11 protein-coding genes are annotated in these 16702 nt (G+C 57.9%); 4 read left to right on the top strand and 7 right to left on the bottom strand.

Annotation, left to right across the window (positions count from 1 at the left end):
• Positions 1–8: 8 nt before the first annotated feature.
• Positions 9–1742 (bottom strand): DUF262 domain-containing protein, encoded by a 1734-nt coding sequence (locus AAAX34_RS00470; protein WP_349109641.1) that lies wholly within the window; start codon positions 1740–1742, stop codon positions 9–11.
• 287 nt (positions 1743–2029) lie between these two features.
• Between AAAX34_RS00470 and AAAX34_RS00465 the strand changes: the two genes are divergently transcribed.
• Entirely contained in the window at positions 2030–2560 is a 531-nt protein-coding gene (locus tag AAAX34_RS00465; protein ID WP_349109640.1) for a flavodoxin family protein, read from the top strand.
• Between the two features lie 781 nt (positions 2561–3341).
• On the opposite strand, the gene AAAX34_RS00460 is transcribed toward AAAX34_RS00465, so the two are convergent.
• Positions 3342–5582, bottom strand: a complete 2241-nt coding sequence (locus tag AAAX34_RS00460; protein ID WP_117840397.1) for a DNA gyrase subunit A — start codon at positions 5580–5582, stop codon at positions 3342–3344.
• A 45-nt stretch (positions 5583–5627) separates the two neighbouring features.
• The gene (locus AAAX34_RS00455; RefSeq protein ID WP_349109639.1) at positions 5628–7625 is read right to left on the bottom strand and encodes a toprim domain-containing protein; all 1998 of its coding nucleotides are present in this window, start codon (positions 7623–7625) and stop codon (positions 5628–5630) included.
• Positions 7626–7841: 216 nt separating this feature from the next.
• On the opposite strand from AAAX34_RS00455, the gene AAAX34_RS00450 reads away from it, so the two are divergent.
• Positions 7842–8060 (top strand): hypothetical protein, encoded by a 219-nt coding sequence (locus AAAX34_RS00450; RefSeq protein ID WP_349109638.1) that lies wholly within the window; start codon positions 7842–7844, stop codon positions 8058–8060.
• A gap of 90 nt (positions 8061–8150) precedes the next feature.
• Here AAAX34_RS00450 and AAAX34_RS00445 read toward each other — a convergent pair whose 3' ends face one another.
• The 4 genes from AAAX34_RS00445 to AAAX34_RS00430 form a co-directional block, all read right to left on the bottom strand.
• Positions 8151–12452 carry a hypothetical protein gene (locus AAAX34_RS00445; protein WP_349109637.1) on the bottom strand — a complete coding sequence of 1434 codons (4302 nt, stop codon included), beginning with the start codon at positions 12450–12452 and terminating at the stop codon, positions 8151–8153.
• Between the two features lie 221 nt (positions 12453–12673).
• Complete coding sequence (locus AAAX34_RS00440) at positions 12674–13648, bottom strand: LuxR C-terminal-related transcriptional regulator (protein WP_349109636.1); 975 nt, start codon at positions 13646–13648, stop codon at positions 12674–12676.
• A gap of 98 nt (positions 13649–13746) precedes the next feature.
• Positions 13747–14862, bottom strand: coding sequence for an ATP-binding protein (locus tag AAAX34_RS00435; protein WP_349109635.1), 1116 nt, complete (start codon positions 14860–14862; stop codon positions 13747–13749).
• Between the two features lie 32 nt (positions 14863–14894).
• Positions 14895–15569: a response regulator transcription factor gene (locus AAAX34_RS00430; RefSeq protein WP_349109634.1), complete on the bottom strand. Its 675-nt coding sequence runs from the start codon at positions 15567–15569 to the stop codon at positions 14895–14897.
• Between the two features lie 90 nt (positions 15570–15659).
• On the opposite strand from AAAX34_RS00430, the gene AAAX34_RS00425 reads away from it, so the two are divergent.
• A complete protein-coding gene (locus AAAX34_RS00425) occupies positions 15660–15806 on the top strand; it encodes a CD1871A family CXXC motif-containing protein (RefSeq protein WP_040219972.1) in 147 nt (48 codons plus the stop codon).
• Positions 15799–16701, top strand: a complete 903-nt coding sequence (locus AAAX34_RS00420; protein WP_349109633.1) for a 4Fe-4S binding protein — start codon at positions 15799–15801, stop codon at positions 16699–16701. Before AAAX34_RS00425 ends, AAAX34_RS00420 begins: the two co-directional genes overlap by 8 nt.
• Position 16702 lies beyond the last annotated feature (1 nt).

The following is a 16702-nucleotide window of genomic DNA, read 5'->3' as shown; positions in this document are numbered from 1 at the left end:
TTCGCTCTTTAGCTCAAAAGTCCGTTGTCGCCCAGGTAGTCCACGAAGGCATCGATGATCCGTGCCGTGCGAGTCGCGATGTCTATTTCGGTGAAGTCTCCCATGACTTGTGTCAGGCGCTTGAGTTCCGCGATCTTTGTTCCGGCTTTGCGCTTGCCATTGCCGTCGATGTATCCCTCATAGTACTTGCGTTTATCGCAGAATCTGTAGTCGGCCGCGCGGATGTTTACACGCTTCTCGAGCAGCGCCTTGTTACCCAGCGCCTCCAGGCTTGATTGATCGACGAGCGGGTCTATCTCGTTGCGCTTCTTGGCATAGATGTGCTCAATTTCGAGCGTGGTGTCTAGGTCCATGAGTGGTTGATCTGGGTCTGCGTACGCCCACCAAGTGAGCATGGACTTTGTTACAGGCCTGCCGTTGGTGAACACGTAGGTTCGGAATCGCTCAGCAATATTTGCGCGGTTGAAGTGGTGGTTAGGAAACTCCACCGGGCGGTGCTCCACGATGTTGATCATCTCGGGATACACTGGCGAACGCAGCGCGTTCACGCTGGGTCGCTCAATGGCGTAGGCGAAAATGAATGCCGTGATCTTGTTTAGAAAGCCGTAGAGCGCCTCGTCATCGAGGACACCTTTGCTGTCGCTGTTGGCAAGGAACCAGACGCTTAGCAGATAGGTCCACATGCCGTTGGGGGCGTAGTTCAGCACGAAGAGCCTGCGGAGCACGCGCTCGCTGAACCCTTCCTGCGCGTCGACGCGTTTCCAGAAGCCGAGCAGCGCCTCGAGATCGTCGAGCGTGGCGTCCTCCTTGAGCATGGCGTAACCATCGGCACCGAAGAAGTCGCGCAACGATGCGGTGGTCGTGTCGCGGATGCCTTTCTTCGCGCGGCGGTAGTACATGTAGCGCGTAAATAGCTCATCGGTTGGTGTGCCGCGCATGGGCCGGAAGATAGCGTTTGCTCCCTCCTCGAGTCCCTTCCAGCGATGGATGAACTCGTCCTTGCGCCCCGTGTCGGAATAATGCTTGTAGAACTGGCTCTTGAAGATGTCGGCATCCGAGAGAGGCAACCCTCGGTCGTTTAGAGTTGAGAAGATGCGTAGCGCGGTGTCCTGCGACTCTGCTTCAATGGGCAACAGTATCACATTGTTGATGACGCGTGTGGCCATGTAGACGGTGTAGGTGGGCCACTCGCTCACCAGTTGTTCAATTTTCCTCTGGAAGAAAGCGAAGTTGCGGGCATAAGCGCTCTTCCAGCCATCGCCTACGTTGCCCTCTCGTAAAATCTCGAGGAATTCATTCTTGTCGTTGTCCGATGCAACCTCGGAGTCGATCTTGAGGCGCTCCATGTCGGGCTCGTCGAACTCGTCGGTTTTCCATACACAACGGGCGATTGCCTCGTGCATCTTCACAGACTGCTTATCCTTCATGTTGGTGAACTTGTCGTAGAACGCGCGGAGCAGCAGCATGATGGTGGTGAGGCGCTGCTGGCCGTCAATGATTTCAAGTTGGCCAGAGAGGTTCTTAAAGGTGACGATGGGTCCTAGGAAGTATTCGTCGTTCTCGCTGTCGAAGCGCTCGTAGTCATCGCCCGGAAAAGCGAACGCGAATAGGTCATCCCACAGCGTTGCACATTCGTCCTCGCCCCAGGCGTAGGGCCTCTGGTAGTCGGGGATGAGGAAGTCTGATCGCTTATCGGTGAGAAGATCGCGAATCGATCGCTGATCGATGTTGAGCTTGGACATGAGCTGTACCTTCCGCGCGGGAACAATCAAGATGACACGGATTATATCGCCGAAGTCGTCATTCGCTCTATTGCTGCGAGCTACTGAATCTAGCAACCTCTGGCCAACCCTTACGGTTTCATGTCGTGATTCATATCGGCGCCGATCAATGCCCGTGATGCTTCTGCTTGCACCTTCTTTGGAGAGCGCGAACGAGAGATGCGATCTACAGACGACTGAATGGCTCCATCTGTTTTGGTTACAAGAAAACATGCTGCGCGCCTGCGGCATGAAGGAGAGGGAATCCTATGAAAATCGTTGTATTGAGTGGTAGCCCGCGCAAGGGCGCCAATACCGACACCATGGTCGAGGTGTTTGCCGAGACCGCGCGCGAGGGCGGCCATACGGTCGAGGTCATCCGTGTTGCCGGCAAAAAGATCGCTGGTTGCCTGGGATGCCAGTACTGCTTTACCCATGAGGGCACCTGTGTGCAGAAGGATGACATGGCCGATGTGATCGAGTCGCTGAAAGACGCCGATATGGCTGTCTTCGCTTCGCCCATCTACTGGTTTGATATCACTGCGCAGGAGAAGGCCGCCATCGACCGCCTGTACGCCTTCGGTGCTACGGGCTTCCCGTTCACCAAGACGGCCCTTTTGCTCGATAGCCACAGCGAGGGCGTCTATGACGCGGCGATCGCTATGTACAAGTCCACATGCGCGTACTGCAAGTGGGAGGACCAGGGCATTGTCACCATCAGCGGCATGACCGAGCGCGACAGCATGGCATCCTCGCCCAAGTTGGAAGAGGTGCGAGAGCTCGCTCGCAAACTCGCCTAAGGACAAGAAGAACGCATGGCAATCAGCGTTGGCGGAAAGCCTACTTCCCTTACCAAGAGGATTACTGATTGCCATGCGTTGATGCTTCCGCGGACAATTCCGACGTGCTAAAACGCCTTCTCGTTCAAGAATTCCCTGAACGCGGGAATGTCAAAGCCAACGAGACCACGCCCGCGCTCTCCAATGACGCCGTCCTCCAGGAGGCGGCGTTTGTATTGGCTTGCATAGTTGCTTGCGACGCCCATACGCTTGGCTATCTCCGAGACCCTGCTGGGGCCAGAATCGGGCAGCATCGCGAGCAAAAACTCAATGTCTTTATCGGAAAGCTCTCGATAGGTCGTTTCGAGAGAAGCCCGATGCCATGCTTCTCGAGTTGCCTGAAGATGCCATTCATGCACGTGCGCCAGTTGCCCTGGGCTTCTTGAACATATGTCCAATCGATGCCCACTGGACCAATTTGAACGCCGTTCATGCGCGCGTGAGACTGTGAAAGGTAGCTATCTGCCGCTTCTTTGGTTCGCTCGATAATATCTTCGAGCATGCCTGGCATGGCGGAGCCATTTGCTGTACTCCATGGTGGCTCCTTTGCAAGTTTTGCTAATTTTTGCAACTTTTGCTAACTTTTGCGAGTTTTGCTAACGGCTTAGGACGGTGCGGGAAGCCCCCGTATCGTCGACATTTCCGAGGATGACCTCCGCAACGAGCGGGGCCCGGAGCGCGATATTGCTGCGCTCCGGGCCCCGCTGCTTTGTAAAACCATGACGGTTTGACTGCCGTTGTTTTAGTCAAACAAGCTCGGCATGTCGTTTTCTTTCATGAGAGCACCGGCGGAGGGTAGACTCTGCGCAGTGAACTTCTCGGCCGAGACGCCGGCGCCAAGAATCTCTTCGGTTGTGCCGACGGTGGTGACCGAGCGGCCCTTCTTGGCCGTAAAGGCCTGGACGCCCTGCGTGTTGGTGGTCGTCTTGGTCTTGAGCAGCGACGTGTTGAAGTTCATCAGACGATAGTCGCTCGAGACCAGCGCGATGTCGCGATCTTCCTTGAGCACCTGGGCATACAGCAGCTTGCTGCCACCGTAGATGGCGTTCTTGAGGCGCTTGCGGTTGGTCTTGGTGACGTATCCAGAAAGCGCGACGCGCACTACGCGGCCGTTCTCAAAGACGAACAGCACGTCGGCCTTGTAGTCCTCGGGGTCGATGACCCAGATGACGCTCTCGTCGGGTTCCATCTCGAGGTCGGTCGGCAGGTACGAGCCCAGCTGGGCCGACTTGGTATCCTCGAACGCCGCGACCTTGCACTTGTACACTTGGCTCTTGTTGGTAAAGACCAGCAGCTCGTGGGTGTTGGAGGACGGAAACTCGATAAAGGGTTTGTCGCCGTCCTTGTACTTGAGCGTGGTCGCCTTCTTGAGCACGCGGTCCGTCATCTTCTTAAGGTAGCCATCGCGCGAGAGCATGATGGTGACCGGGTACTCCTCGACCTCGGGCTCCAAGCTTACCTCGATAACCTCATGGGGCTCGATCCTGCCCGTGCGGCGCGGCATCACATACTTCTTGTTGACCGCTGCCAGCTCGTCGCTGATGACCTTCTTGATGTTCTCCTCGCTGGAGAGGATCTCCTCAAGCTCGGCAATCTCACCTTCGAGCTTAGCAATGTCCTTGGTGCGGTTGAGGATGTACTCCTCGTTGATGTTGCGGAGCTTAAGCTCGGCAACAAACTCGGCCTGGGTCTCGTCGATGTCGAAACCCTTCATAAGGTTGGGCACGACCTCGGCCTCGAGTTTGGTGCCGCGGATGATGGCGATGGCCTTGTCGATATCGAGCAGAATTGCCTCAAGGCCGTGCAGCAGGTGCAGGCGCTCGGACTTTTTGCCCAGGTCAAAGTTAATGCGGCGACGGGTGGATTCAATACGCCACTTGACCCACTCGTGCAGAATCTGGCGCACGCCCATAACGCGAGGGTAACCATCGACGAGCACGTTGAAGTTGCACGAGAACGAATCCTGCAGCGTGGTCGAGCGATAGAGCTTGGCCATGAGCTTGTCGGGGTCGACACCGCGCTTAAGATCGATGGCGATGCGCAGGCCCGAGAGGTCGGTTTCATCGCGGATGTCGGCGATCTCCTTGACCTTGCCCTCCTTGGAGAGCTTGACGATGCGCTCGATGATGACATCGGTCTTGGTGGTGTAGGGGATTTCGTACACCTCGATGATGCGCTCTTCGGGAATCCAGCGCCAGCGGGAGCGGATCTGGAAGCTGCCCAGGCCGGTCTCGATGATCTTTTCCATCTCCTCGCGGCGGTAGATGATCTCGCCGCCAGTCGAGAAGTCGGGCATGGGCATGTACTCGAGCAGGTCGCAGTCGGGGTCCTGCAGGTAGTGCATTGTGGCAGTGCAGACCTCGTTGAGGTTGAAGCCGCAGATGTCGGACGCCATGGCGACGCCGATGCCTTTGTTGGCCGAGACGAGGATGTTGGGGAACGTGGTGGGCAGCAGGCGCGGCTCCTTCATGGCGCCGTCGTAGCTGTCGACGAAGTCGACCGGGTCCTTGTCGATATCCTTGAAGATCTCGGCGCTGATGGGGGAGAGCTTGGCCTCGGTATAACGCGAGGCGGCGTAGCTCAGGTCGCCCGAATAGTACTTGCCAAAGTTGCCCTTCGACTCTACGAAGGGGGCGAGCAGCGCCTCGTTGCCGGTGGCCAGACGCACCATCGTCTCGTAGATCGCGGCGTCGCCGTGCGGGTTGAGCTTCATGGTCTGGCCCACGATGTTGGCGCTCTTCTGGCGCTCGCCCTTGAGCAGGCCCATCTTGTACATGGTGTAGAGCAGCTTGCGGTGCGAGGGCTTAAAGCCGTCGATCTCGGGGAACGCACGCGAGACGTTGACGCTCATGGCGTAGGGCATGTAGTTGACCTCGAGCGTCTGCGTGATCGGCTGGTCGGTGACCTCGGAGTGCAGGCCGATGACGTTCTCGGCGTTAACCTGCTTTTTCTTTGGCTGGTTCTTCGTCTTCTTCTTTGCCACGATTTCCTCTTGAACTTCTTATGGGCCGTCGTTATCGATTTGCTGCTACTGCAGGTCCAGCTGGTCCAGGTATTCCTTGCCGTGCTCCGAGATATGGCGCTTGCGGCCCGCCTCGTCGTTGCCCAGCAACAGGTTGAACATGGTCTCCATCTTGGTGACGTCCTCGGGCTCCACTTTGATCAGGCGACGCGTCTCGGGGTTCATGGTGGTGAGCCACATCATGTCCGGGTCGTTCTCACCAAGACCCTTGGAGCGGTTGATGGAGCACTTCTGGTCGCCAATCTCCTTGAGGATGCCGTTCTTCTCGAGCTCGGTGTAGGCAAAGTAGGTCTTTTCTTTGCAGTTGATCTCGTAGAGCGGCGATTCGGCGATATACACGTAACCCTCGTCGATAAGCGTGGGCACCAGGCGGTAGAGCATGGTGAGCACGAGCGTGCGGATGTGGTAACCGTCGACGTCGGCGTCCGTACAGATGATGACCTTGTTCCAGTTGAGGTTGTCCAGGTCAAAGGCGCCAAGGTTCTTGATGCGCTTGTCTTTGATCTCCACGCCGCAGCCCAGCACGCGCATGAGGTCCATGATGATGTCGGACTTAAAGATGCGAGGATAATCCTCCTTTAGGCAGTTGAGGATCTTGCCGCGGACGGGCATAACACCCTGGAACTCGGCATCGCGCGACGTGCGGATGGCGCCTGCTGCCGAGTCGCCCTCTACGATGTAGATCTCGCGGCGGCTCTTGTCCTTGGAGCGGCAGTCGATGAACTTCTGCACGCGGTTGGCCATGTCGGTCTTCTGCTGTAGGTTGGTCTTGATGCTCTGGCGCGTCTTTTCGGCGTTCTCGCGCGAGCGCTTGTTGATGAGCACCTGCTCCATGATCTTGTTGGCGGCATCTTTGTTCTCGATCAAGTAGGTCGAGAGGCGCTCCTTAAAGAATGCCGTCATGGCCTGCTGGATAAAGCGGTTATTGATGGCCTTTTTGGTCTGGTTCTCGTAGGACGTCTGGGTGGAGAAGCAGTTGGTCACCAGTACCAGGCAGTCCTGGACGTCCTGCCACTTAATGCCGCTCTCGTTTTTGTTGTACTTGCCCTGTTGCTTGATGTAGGCATCGATGGCGCTGGTCAGAGCGCTGCGGGCAGCCTTCTCGGGCGAGCCGCCGTTCTCGAGCCACGATGAGTTGTGGTAGTACTCCTGCATCATGAAAGTGCGCGAGAAGCACATGCAAGCAGTGATTTTTACGTTGTAGTCGGGCAAGTCCTCGCGATCGCGACCGCGACGGTCGGCCTCGATAAAGAAGGGCTCGGTGAGGTAGTCGGTACCGACCTTTTCGAGCACGTAGTCCTCGATACCCTTGGGATAGCAGAAGTCCTCTTCGGAGAACTCGCCGTCGTCGCCCTCGATGCGCAGGCGGAAGGTCACGTTGGCGTTGACCACGGCCTGGCGGCGCATGGTCTCGCGATACCAATCGTGGGGAATGCTGATTGAGGTAAAGACCTCAAGATCGGGGCGCCATTTGATGGTGGTGCCGGTGCGGTTCTCGTCGCTGGGTTCAATCTCGAGTGCCTTTTTCTTGGCGCCGACAACCTTGCCCTTCTTAAAGTGTAAGGAGTACTTGTTACCGTCACGCCAGACGGTGACGTCCATGTACTCGGAAGTGTACTGAGTCGCACAGGAGCCCAGGCCGTTGGTGCCGAGCGAGAAGTCGTAGTCGCCGCCCTGGTTGTTGTTATACTTGCCGCCGGCATAGAGCTCGCAGAAGACGAGCTCCCAGTTAAAGCGCTTCTCGGAAGGGTTCCAGTCGAGCGGGCAGCCACGGCCATTGTCCTCTACCTGGATAGAGCCATCGCGAAAGGCGGTAAGGGTGATGAGCTTGCCGTAGCCCTGGCGCGCCTCGTCAACGGCGTTGGACAGGATCTCGAAGGCGGCATGCGCGCAGCCGTCGAGCCCGTCCGAGCCAAAGATAACGGCGGGGCGCAGGCGTACACGCTCCTCGTCCTTGAGCTGGCGGATACTGTCGTTACCATAGTTTGCGGTGTTTTTTGCCATACTCGCTCTCTCGGTGCTCCTTTGCTGCGTTTAAGTCATATAGATAGTCAAGGTAGCATAGCCGAGCCCGCAGACGATTCCACCCAACACGAAATCCATCGAACAATCGTTCGGATTAAAGGGGATAGTGTTTAGTGGTAGCGCGGCATTGTTAAACAAATTTGGATACAGATGAATTTTATTTAATAGGGACCTAGTTTTACTAAACAAAATCGAATGATGCTGATTGTGCGAGCGGGCATATCGATCGACTATCAATCACGTTTACTCGGAAAAAACCGAGTCGGTTTTGTCCGAGTAAGATTGAAGGCGATCGAATGCGTTCTGCTGCGTTTGCGGTTGGATGCGTTTATCAAAAACGTGCCATGCGGATTGTTGGCGAAAAAGCGCCGTGCCAAGCTCGAGGCAGAACTCAACTCCTCTGACGACATCTAATGCGTAATGGGCTGGCTCTGGGTATCCAGAACCAGCCCATTTTGATGGTCGATGAGCCGAGTCGGCGTCTCTCACAAAGGTAACTGAGAGCTAGTGAGGCTTATCAGAATTGACCTCATCGGGGGCGTCGTTTTCGAGTGCCGTGCGGCGGGCGCTGTAGGCGACAAGGCCGGCACCAGCTGCGGCGAGTGCTGCTGCGGCTGCCGTAAGGGGAGCGTTGACATCGCCCGTGCTCGCAAGCGCGCCCGATTTTCCGGAGCGCTTGTTAGTGCCGTGGTCCTTGCCACTGCTGGAGCTGCTTCCGCCGGAGCCGCCGCCCTTGTCAGTACCGCCGCCACTCGAGCCGCCACCGCCGTCCGCCGTCATCGGGGCGTCGTGAAGTCCTGTCGTATCCGCGCTGTCGCATACGCCGACCTGAACTTCTGAGCGTTCGCATGCCGCGTCGGGCACATGAAGCTCGTGCAGTACGGCACCCAGCGCCGAGTTTGCGCCCGGTCGAATTTCCTCGAGCGTTACGGGATCGAGCGCCACCAGATTACGCGCCTTCGCATATAGCGTTACACGTTTGCCCACTTCATCGCTCCAACTCTCGGGGATGGCGAAGCTCATGCGGAACTGTGCCGTGCAACCCGGTGCCAGCACGGCGTTGCCACTGTCGGCTACCAGCGGGTGCGTTGCAAAAGGTGTGCCCAGCGTTTCGAGCGCGTACTTCACGTGTGCCATGTCGTTGGCCGAAGCGCCCTCGGCAAGTTCCGGATCGTAGATCGATGCCATGCGTGTGTTCGCTCCGAACCCGATGGATGCGCTGGAGAACGGCTGGCTGGAGCCCTCTCGGTACAGATCGATTGTGCCGGCGGTCAGCAAGGTGTTGCCGTCGTTTCGCACCGTGACCATGAAGGATTCGCCTGCTGCTCCGGGCACCACCGCGCCCGAGGTAGCGACTGCGCCCGTCGGAGTGGCACACGCCACCAAGGGCACTTCGATGCCGTGTAGTTCTGCCTCGCTCTTCTCCGCGCTCACAATGTGCGTGGCGAGCGCGGAGAGCATGCTCCCCGACGTCAAAAATGTCGTTATCTGATCGACGGGATGGTCCAGCTCGCACATCACGAACGGCTCCGTAAACAGATCGCCTGCCAAGGTGCTGGCGAAGATGCGGAAGTGCTTGCCCATCACTGCTACCGGGTTGCCTTCTTCGTCGTAGGTTTGCCCCACCTTGCCATCGGTGTTCTCTACATAGAGCACGCACCTGCCGTTGTTGCTTACGCTGAACGATGCCGGGCCGCAGCCTGCGGCACCCACGGGCTGCGTTGCAAATACCGATGCGCCTCGCGTCCAAGTAATATGCTGCAGTTGCTCGTTGACGGTAGCCAAAAAGCCCGTGTGCTGCGGCCACGGCACCGCGTGGGGTACTGTGGCATCTGGCGACATAACGCCCCAGCCCGCAATGGACTGGCCGATCACGGCGTACGATGCACAGCCACAACCGCCTGCGGTCTCGTATGCAACGGGCACCACCATTTTGCCGTTGATATTCTCGGGCGCGCCGAGCTCGATGCTCGACGGTGCCTGCGGAAAGCGGAGAACTTGGCGGAACGTCAGGCTGTCGCCCGAAACGTCCGACCACAGGGTAAAGCACTCCAGCGCAACCTCGGCCTCGCTGCCGAGCGCCTTTTCTGCGGTGGTTCCGCGGCGGTGGAGGTAGGCGCCCGACAGGCGCCCGTTGACAAGTGTCTTGCCCACCGTGATGCGTGGGCACTGCAGACAATGGTAGCCATCCTCCTGAAGGCGGCCGCGCGAGATGCTGCGCCACGACGTGTGCGATATCACGCGGGCTCCGTCGTTGCTTATGCGCAGGCGCACAACGGACAGTATGCCGGATGTGCTCGCCGTATCGAAATGGGTGTTGTCGCCGGCGGGGCGCTCGCCCGAGACCAGCAGCACGTAGGCGTCCTGGTTTCCTCTTCCGTCCGTATATTCCACCACGTCGAAGTCGTAATCGTATACGCTGTCGCGCTCCACGTCGTTCTCGCCAAACCCAAGGGGAAAGTCCACGGGCGTGGGAGCGGACCACGTGCCGTTTGCCTTTGTGTGCACCACCAGGCGCGAGCGGCCATTGTCGCCGTAGCGCACCGAGGCGATACGGAACAGGCATTCTACGCCGGCAATCATTGCCAGCTTCATGTGCGCTTCGCTGAGCACGCCGGAAAACAGCACGTTGTCGCTCGAGGGCTTGATGCCGCCACGCTCGTCCTCCGACACGCCGGTAGAATTGGCGTTGGGGTCCGCAACGGCGTTCGCTGCCTGACCGATGTAGGTGTACTCATACATCGGCGCGGCGTTCTCGTCGTTCTCTATCAGTGCGTGGACGAAATGCTCGATCTGTCCCGTGTCGTCGCTTTCTGCATCCGCCTCGAGCTCAATGCGCGTGACCGACCGGTCCCAATCGCGCACGACAGGCGCGACGTTTACGGCAGCGGCCTTAACCTCGGCGCGTGCGAGCAGCTCGGCGTTGGTGACGATGGTGGCCGATGCGATAAATTGCGGAACGCCGCCCGCCTCGGCGTTGCCGGCTGAGCCGAAGCAGGCATCTAGTGTATAGGGCGTATCTCCACCCAATGCGAGCTCAGAGCGCTGGAGTACATACTGGTCGCCGTTGTTCACCGACATATTCCACGAATCGAGGAGTGTGGGCCACGACCCCGACCAAGCCTTGGTGGTCCACTTGAACATCACGAACTGGAGTATCACATCGACATCGACGTCTGCACCTACGCGCAGTCGCGGAAGCTGGTGTCCATCTGCCTTCTCGTACCCAATGAACAGCGTGAGGGATGCGGCGCCGCGCACGGCGGACGAAGCGACGCCTGCAACGCCGGCGCCAAAGGTGACGGCAAGCCCGATCTGGATGGTGAACGAGCCCGAGGTGTTTGAATAGTCGAGCGATATGTTTTTGAAAAACGCCGCGCCGCTACCGTGCGTGTGGGCGCCCACGGCGAGCGCCAGTTTTGCCAGCACCCAGGGGTTGACGTTTAGGAAAAACGGCACCGGTCCTAGGGTAAACTGCTCGGTCCAATTGAGGTCGGTTCTTACCTGGAAGAGGGCCTTAATATTGCCGTATGCGGGGTCGTTGTTGTTACCCCAGGTTTTGCCCACCCAATCGTAGGCGAGCGAGCCGTACAGCTGTGTTGCGATATCCATCGTGAACAGCGGCGTGCAATGGTGACGAAGGAGCTTGGTGTTTCTTGGATCGGTGCCCGAACCGGCACTCATACTTTTGTACTGATTCCACTTCCCCTCCATCTCGTCGAGGTAGCGGTTTGCCTGCTTGGCGCCCGACTCACGCGGCGATTTCTTCCAGTACTCCGGATCCGGATTGCCTGAATCGTTCATATAGCTGGCTGGTTTGTATCCTCCGCCAAACAGCACGTATCCGGCAAACGAGAAATCGAACAAAATGGGGAACGAGGGCATCCAACACGTGAACTTATTACCACCGATGCCGGGAAACGATGCGGGGAAATCAAACGGAGTGATTTCTTGGTCCATGGTGGTGGGAATGATGGTGGTCGAGCCCGATTCCGCCTTTGCAGCCGGCGCGGTGACAACGGCCATGGGGGAGGAGAGCGTGTAGGTTTTGCCCTGATAGTCGAGGACGAAGTGCAGCTTGCACCCTTCTTCCAGAAGGCCCGAAGCTGCATCGAGGAACTTGTCTTCGAGTGTGAACGTCGCCAGATTATCCACGCTCGATGCGCTGGCCTTGACTTGGCCAATTTGCGTGACGGTTTCGGGTGAGCTGCCCGCGGCGGGCGTCACTTTGTTGATGCGCAGCGTTGCCTGTCCACCCTGTGGCAGATGTGCCTGCACGGTAAAGGCGTGCGTATCGGGCTGCTCGTTTGCCGTGTCGTCCTTCGGCAATGCCATGAACGTAGCATCGGCGTACTGGATGTCCCATTCGTCGAACGTGAGCTGTCGAAAGTACGGCTCGCCGTCGGAAAGCGGACGCGTGGGCGCGGTTATGGCGGTGCCGCCCTGAATACGCGCAAGGGGAATCTCGACATCACGGTAGCCCGCCATGCTAATGGAGATGCCGCCGTTAAAGTCGTACGCGTCGAGAAGCGTTGCCTCGTCCACGTAGCCTTCCGAAAGCGGCGCGACCTCAAAGATGGCCGTGCCTTCGTCATCGGTAGTGGCGGTGAGCTGCTTGCCTGCGGCATAGCGCGACGTGAGCGTGACCTGGGCGCCCGTGATGGGCGTATTCTTGTTGGCGACGTCGACCACGACCACACCGAACATGGTGCGCGAGAGAACGAGCACCCTGAAGGGGTCTTTTTCGTCGGCATGGGCTTCGGTGGGCGCGAACGGCAATATGAAGGCGTTTGCGCTTCCCGGCACGCGCGGCAACATAATGCTCGCTAACGAGGACGCTCCGGCGACAAGTAACGAACGGCGATCAAGCATCTTGGGCTCCCATCCCGCAAGTATCGGTGGAAATAATCCAATTTTGCGAGAAGGTGCCCCGTGGCGGAAGTGCCGTTCAAGGGTCAAAATGTCCAAATTGATCGAGCGAAGCGCCGGGTTCCGGAATGCGTTCGATTCGCTTGGCAGTCCGGTCGCTAACGTAACATATGCGCGACCAGCTCGGTGCGTGTGCCGATGCCAAGCTTTGCGTATACGCCGGATAGGCGGTTTTTGACGGTGCCCGGCGATACTCCCATATGGCGTGCGATTTCGGCGTTGGTCCACCCACGACAGGCGAGCATGGCCATGGTGAATTCCGTGGTCGTTAGATCGTCGGCCACGTCCTCGCCCGAATCGGGGTTGTGGATGCGCCGCCAGCCGTAGCTGAAGCGGTACGTGATCTCGATGATGCGCGCGAAGTCGTCAGGGTATTGCGTTTTTAGGCACGCCTCGATGAGCCCCTGTAAAAGGCCGTGATGCTCGCCAATGAGCTCGATAAGGCCGTCGGGACGCGCAATGTTCCAAGCAACTCCGAAGTGCGTTTTTGCGGCGTCGACGTCTTTGAGACTCATGCATGCCATGGAAGCTGCCAGGTGCAGGAACAGTTCCGAGATCGGATAGCTTCCCTGTTTCATGATCAGGGCATTTTCCGCCATGCCTAGGCTGCGGCCGTATTCGCCGCGCAGGTACAAGGCGTGCGCCATCACGTAGCTGGCGAACAGGCGCAGGCCTTCGGGCAGATGCGCCACAAGTGGATAAAACTCTTCGGCAGAATACGGGGAAGGCAAGTGCAGCAGGACACTCGCGGCCGAGGCGAACAGGATATGCGTAGCGTGGATGGCGGGCGATTCCTCGTCGGCCGGCGTATCGAGGATGCCCGCAAGACAACGGCGGGCGTCGGCGATACGGTTGAGCGACAGGCTGGCATATCCGCAGATAAAGCATGCGGAATAGCGCAATGCGGGGTCGGTGGCGTCAAGATAGGGGCGCGCCGTCTTGGCAGCGAGGGCGGCCTGTCCGCGAAAGTACAGCGCTTCTGCCGTGGCGATGGTGCGTGAATCGGGGTCGGAAATGCCTGCAACCGCAGCGTCAATCTGCCCCGGCACAAAGGCGGTGCACATCAACGGCATGGGAACGCGTGGGTAGCCATCGCAGTCCATCATCCATCTCCCAACAGCTGGCAACAATAGCAGCAATTGTACTCCTGTTGCTCGGGACCCCTTTCGTTTTACTGTTCGGTTAACGCTACGGATCGTTTTGGAAGGCTTACGAGCATGGTGGTTCCGTTCTCGGAACTTGTTTCGACCTCTACCGTGCCACCGTGAAGCGCTGCAATCTCCCAAACAAGCGCTAGTCCGAGTCCTGCGCCGCCGTATGCCCTGCTGCGGGATTTATCCAGGCGAAAGAACGGTTGTAAGATGCTCTCACGGTACTGCTTGGGTATTCCCGGGCCCTGGTCCTCGACTCGCAGGAACACGTGGCTGTCGTTGTCGCAGATGGAGACGTTGACAGTCGAGCCGGGGTGGCTGTAACGGATGGCATTTTCGACCAGGTTAAACACCAGCCGATAGAGGAGCGTGTCGCTCCCGATTACTAAAGCGTTCCCAGCACAATTGAGGGCTATGCCCTTATTTTCGGCAAGTGGCGCAAGGTCGGTGAGGATCTCTTCGGACAAGGGACCAAGTTCCACATCGTCCTCGCAAGGAACGCTGCGGAGCTCACTCATCTCGAGCAACACCTTGGTCATCCGCGACATTCGCTCAGTTTGTTCTTGTAGCAGGCCGAGCAACTCGGCTGTTTCGGGTTGTAAGTTGGAGCGCTCGGAGACAAACAGTTCGATCTGTGCCTGCATAAGGGCGAGTGGGGTTCGCAGCTCGTGCGCGGCGTTGCCGGTAAATTGACGCTGTGCAGAGAACCCTTCGCCAAGACGGGCGATCATGTCGTTGAAAGAGGCGCTGCATCGTTGTAGCTCGGTGGGCACATCTTCACTGAGCCTGATTTCGCTTAGGTTGTCAGGCTGCACACGCTCAACCTGGGCTGCAAAAGCCCGTAGCGGTTTGAGCGCTCGACCGCTCACAAAGTATGCCAGCACGCCGCCAAGGAGCGTGATTCCAGCCGTGATGCACCAGGCTGTCGTGCCAAAAGACTCCTGTGCGTCGTTTACGACGATCGTAACCTCGTTATCGAGGGTCGCTTTCGTTGGGTCGAACGCCTGGGGCGAATGTTCGCCGGTTGCGGTAAAGGCCGAGATGTCACTGCCGATGGCATCCATGTAGCGCATGCCCGTATAGCCGACCAGGCAGTTCGTCAGCACGCATGCTGCACACGTGAGCAGTGCCGTCATAATCGTTATGCGCCATTGCAGCGAAAGCCTTTTCATTCACTGTCCTCCATAACGTAGCCCTCTCCAATCCGATTGCGAATCGGGTCGTATCCCAAAGCGCTGCGCAACTTTTTTCGGAGCGACGAGATATGAACGCGGGTTGCGTTGCTAAAGCTGTTCACGCTGCTATCCCAAACGTGCTCGATAAGCTCCTCTTGGCTTACCGGTCGCCCCTGATTAAGCATCAGGTATTCCAAGATTCCCGTTTCCTTGCGTGTAAGAGATAGAGCCTCACTGTCCACGGAAGCGATGCGCGCCTTGGTGTCAAAGCTGAGCTTTCTGCAGGTTAAAACTATGTCGCTTTGTGCGAAGCGCCTGAGGGTAAGGCTGCGGATCCTTGCCGCAAGTTCGTCCAGATGAAACGGCTTGGTGAGGTAATCGTTGGCGCCGGCATCGAGCCCGTCGACCTTATCGGATACTTCGCCACGCGCGGACAGAATCAGCACCTTGGTCTCGCAGTCGGTTTTCCTAAGTTCCCTGAGCACGGTCATGCCATCGATACGGGGAAGGTTGAGGTCGAGTACCACGAGGTCAAAGACTTCGACGCCCAGCAGGTCGAGCGCCTCCTGTCCATCGTGACAGCAGTCGACGCTGTACGCCAAGTTTCGCAAACTGCGCGCGATTGCATCGCACAGTGCTCGCTCGTCTTCGACGATCAAAATACGCATAACAGTCTCCTTGCACATTCCAAATCGCGCTTAACACGGATTTTATAGTCGATATGGTCCAATGGTCGCGCAACGAAAGGAGTGGTCGTGTTGTTCAAAGCGGTAAAACCCGTGGTACAGGTCGCTTTGTTGATCGTCGGAATTGCCATGGTGTGCTTTGGCGTTATGCGTGGCGAGGCGGATGCCGTGCTGGCCAAAGCGATTAGGCTGTGCTTGGAGTGTATCGGAATTGGATAAAAGAGAAAACACTGCGTCGCATGTTTTGGCCCGATTTCGCGGATTCATTCAGGCGGCGGCGACGCTGGTCACCAATATTCACCTGCCAAACTTTGCCAAAGGCGGCATCTATCAGGGCGCGGGAAAAACAGTCTGCGTACCTGGACTTAATTGCTATTCGTGCCCCGCGGCATCGGGTGCGTGCCCCATCGGGTCGTTCCAGTCGGTGGTGGGTTCATCCAAGTTCAACTTTTCTTACTACGTCACCGGTACGCTCATTTTGCTCGGCGTGCTGCTGGGACGCTTTGTATGCGGCTTTCTATGCCCGTTTGGCTGGCTGCAGGAGCTGCTTCATAAGATTCCCGGCAAAAAGTTCTCCACGAAAAAGCTCAAGCCGCTCACGTACATCAAGTACGTCGTGCTGCTGTTTGCCGTGGTGCTGCTGCCCGTCTTGGTGGTTAACGACGTGGGCATGGGCGACCCGTTCTTTTGTAAGTACATCTGTCCGCAGGGCGTACTCGAGGGCACCATTCCGCTGGCAATTGCCAACGCCGGCATTCGATCTGCGCTGGGGCAGCTCTTTACCTGGAAACTTGCCGTTCTCATTGCCGTGGTAGTGCTGAGCGTTTTGTTCTACCGCCCTTTCTGCAAATGGATTTGTCCACTCGGCGCATTCTATGCGCTCATGAATAGGGTGTCCTTGTTGGGGATTCAGGTTGACGCGTGCAAATGCGTCTCGTGCGGCAAGTGTTCAAGGGTTTGTCAGATGGACGTTGATGTGGTCCGCGCGCCCAATCATGCCGAATGTATCCGGTGCGGAAAGTGCATCGGGGCCTGTCCCGTCGATGCCATCAGCTATCGCTATGGCCTGGATGTGTCGGCGGAAAAGCTTCCCTTGACCGCCGATAAAAAGTAAA

Source organism: Collinsella sp. CLA-ER-H4 (assembly GCF_040092395.1).
GTDB lineage: Bacteria > Actinomycetota > Coriobacteriia > Coriobacteriales > Coriobacteriaceae > Collinsella.
The sequence above is the reverse complement of the archived record's forward strand: the minus strand, read 5'-3'. Positions and strand labels throughout refer to the sequence as shown.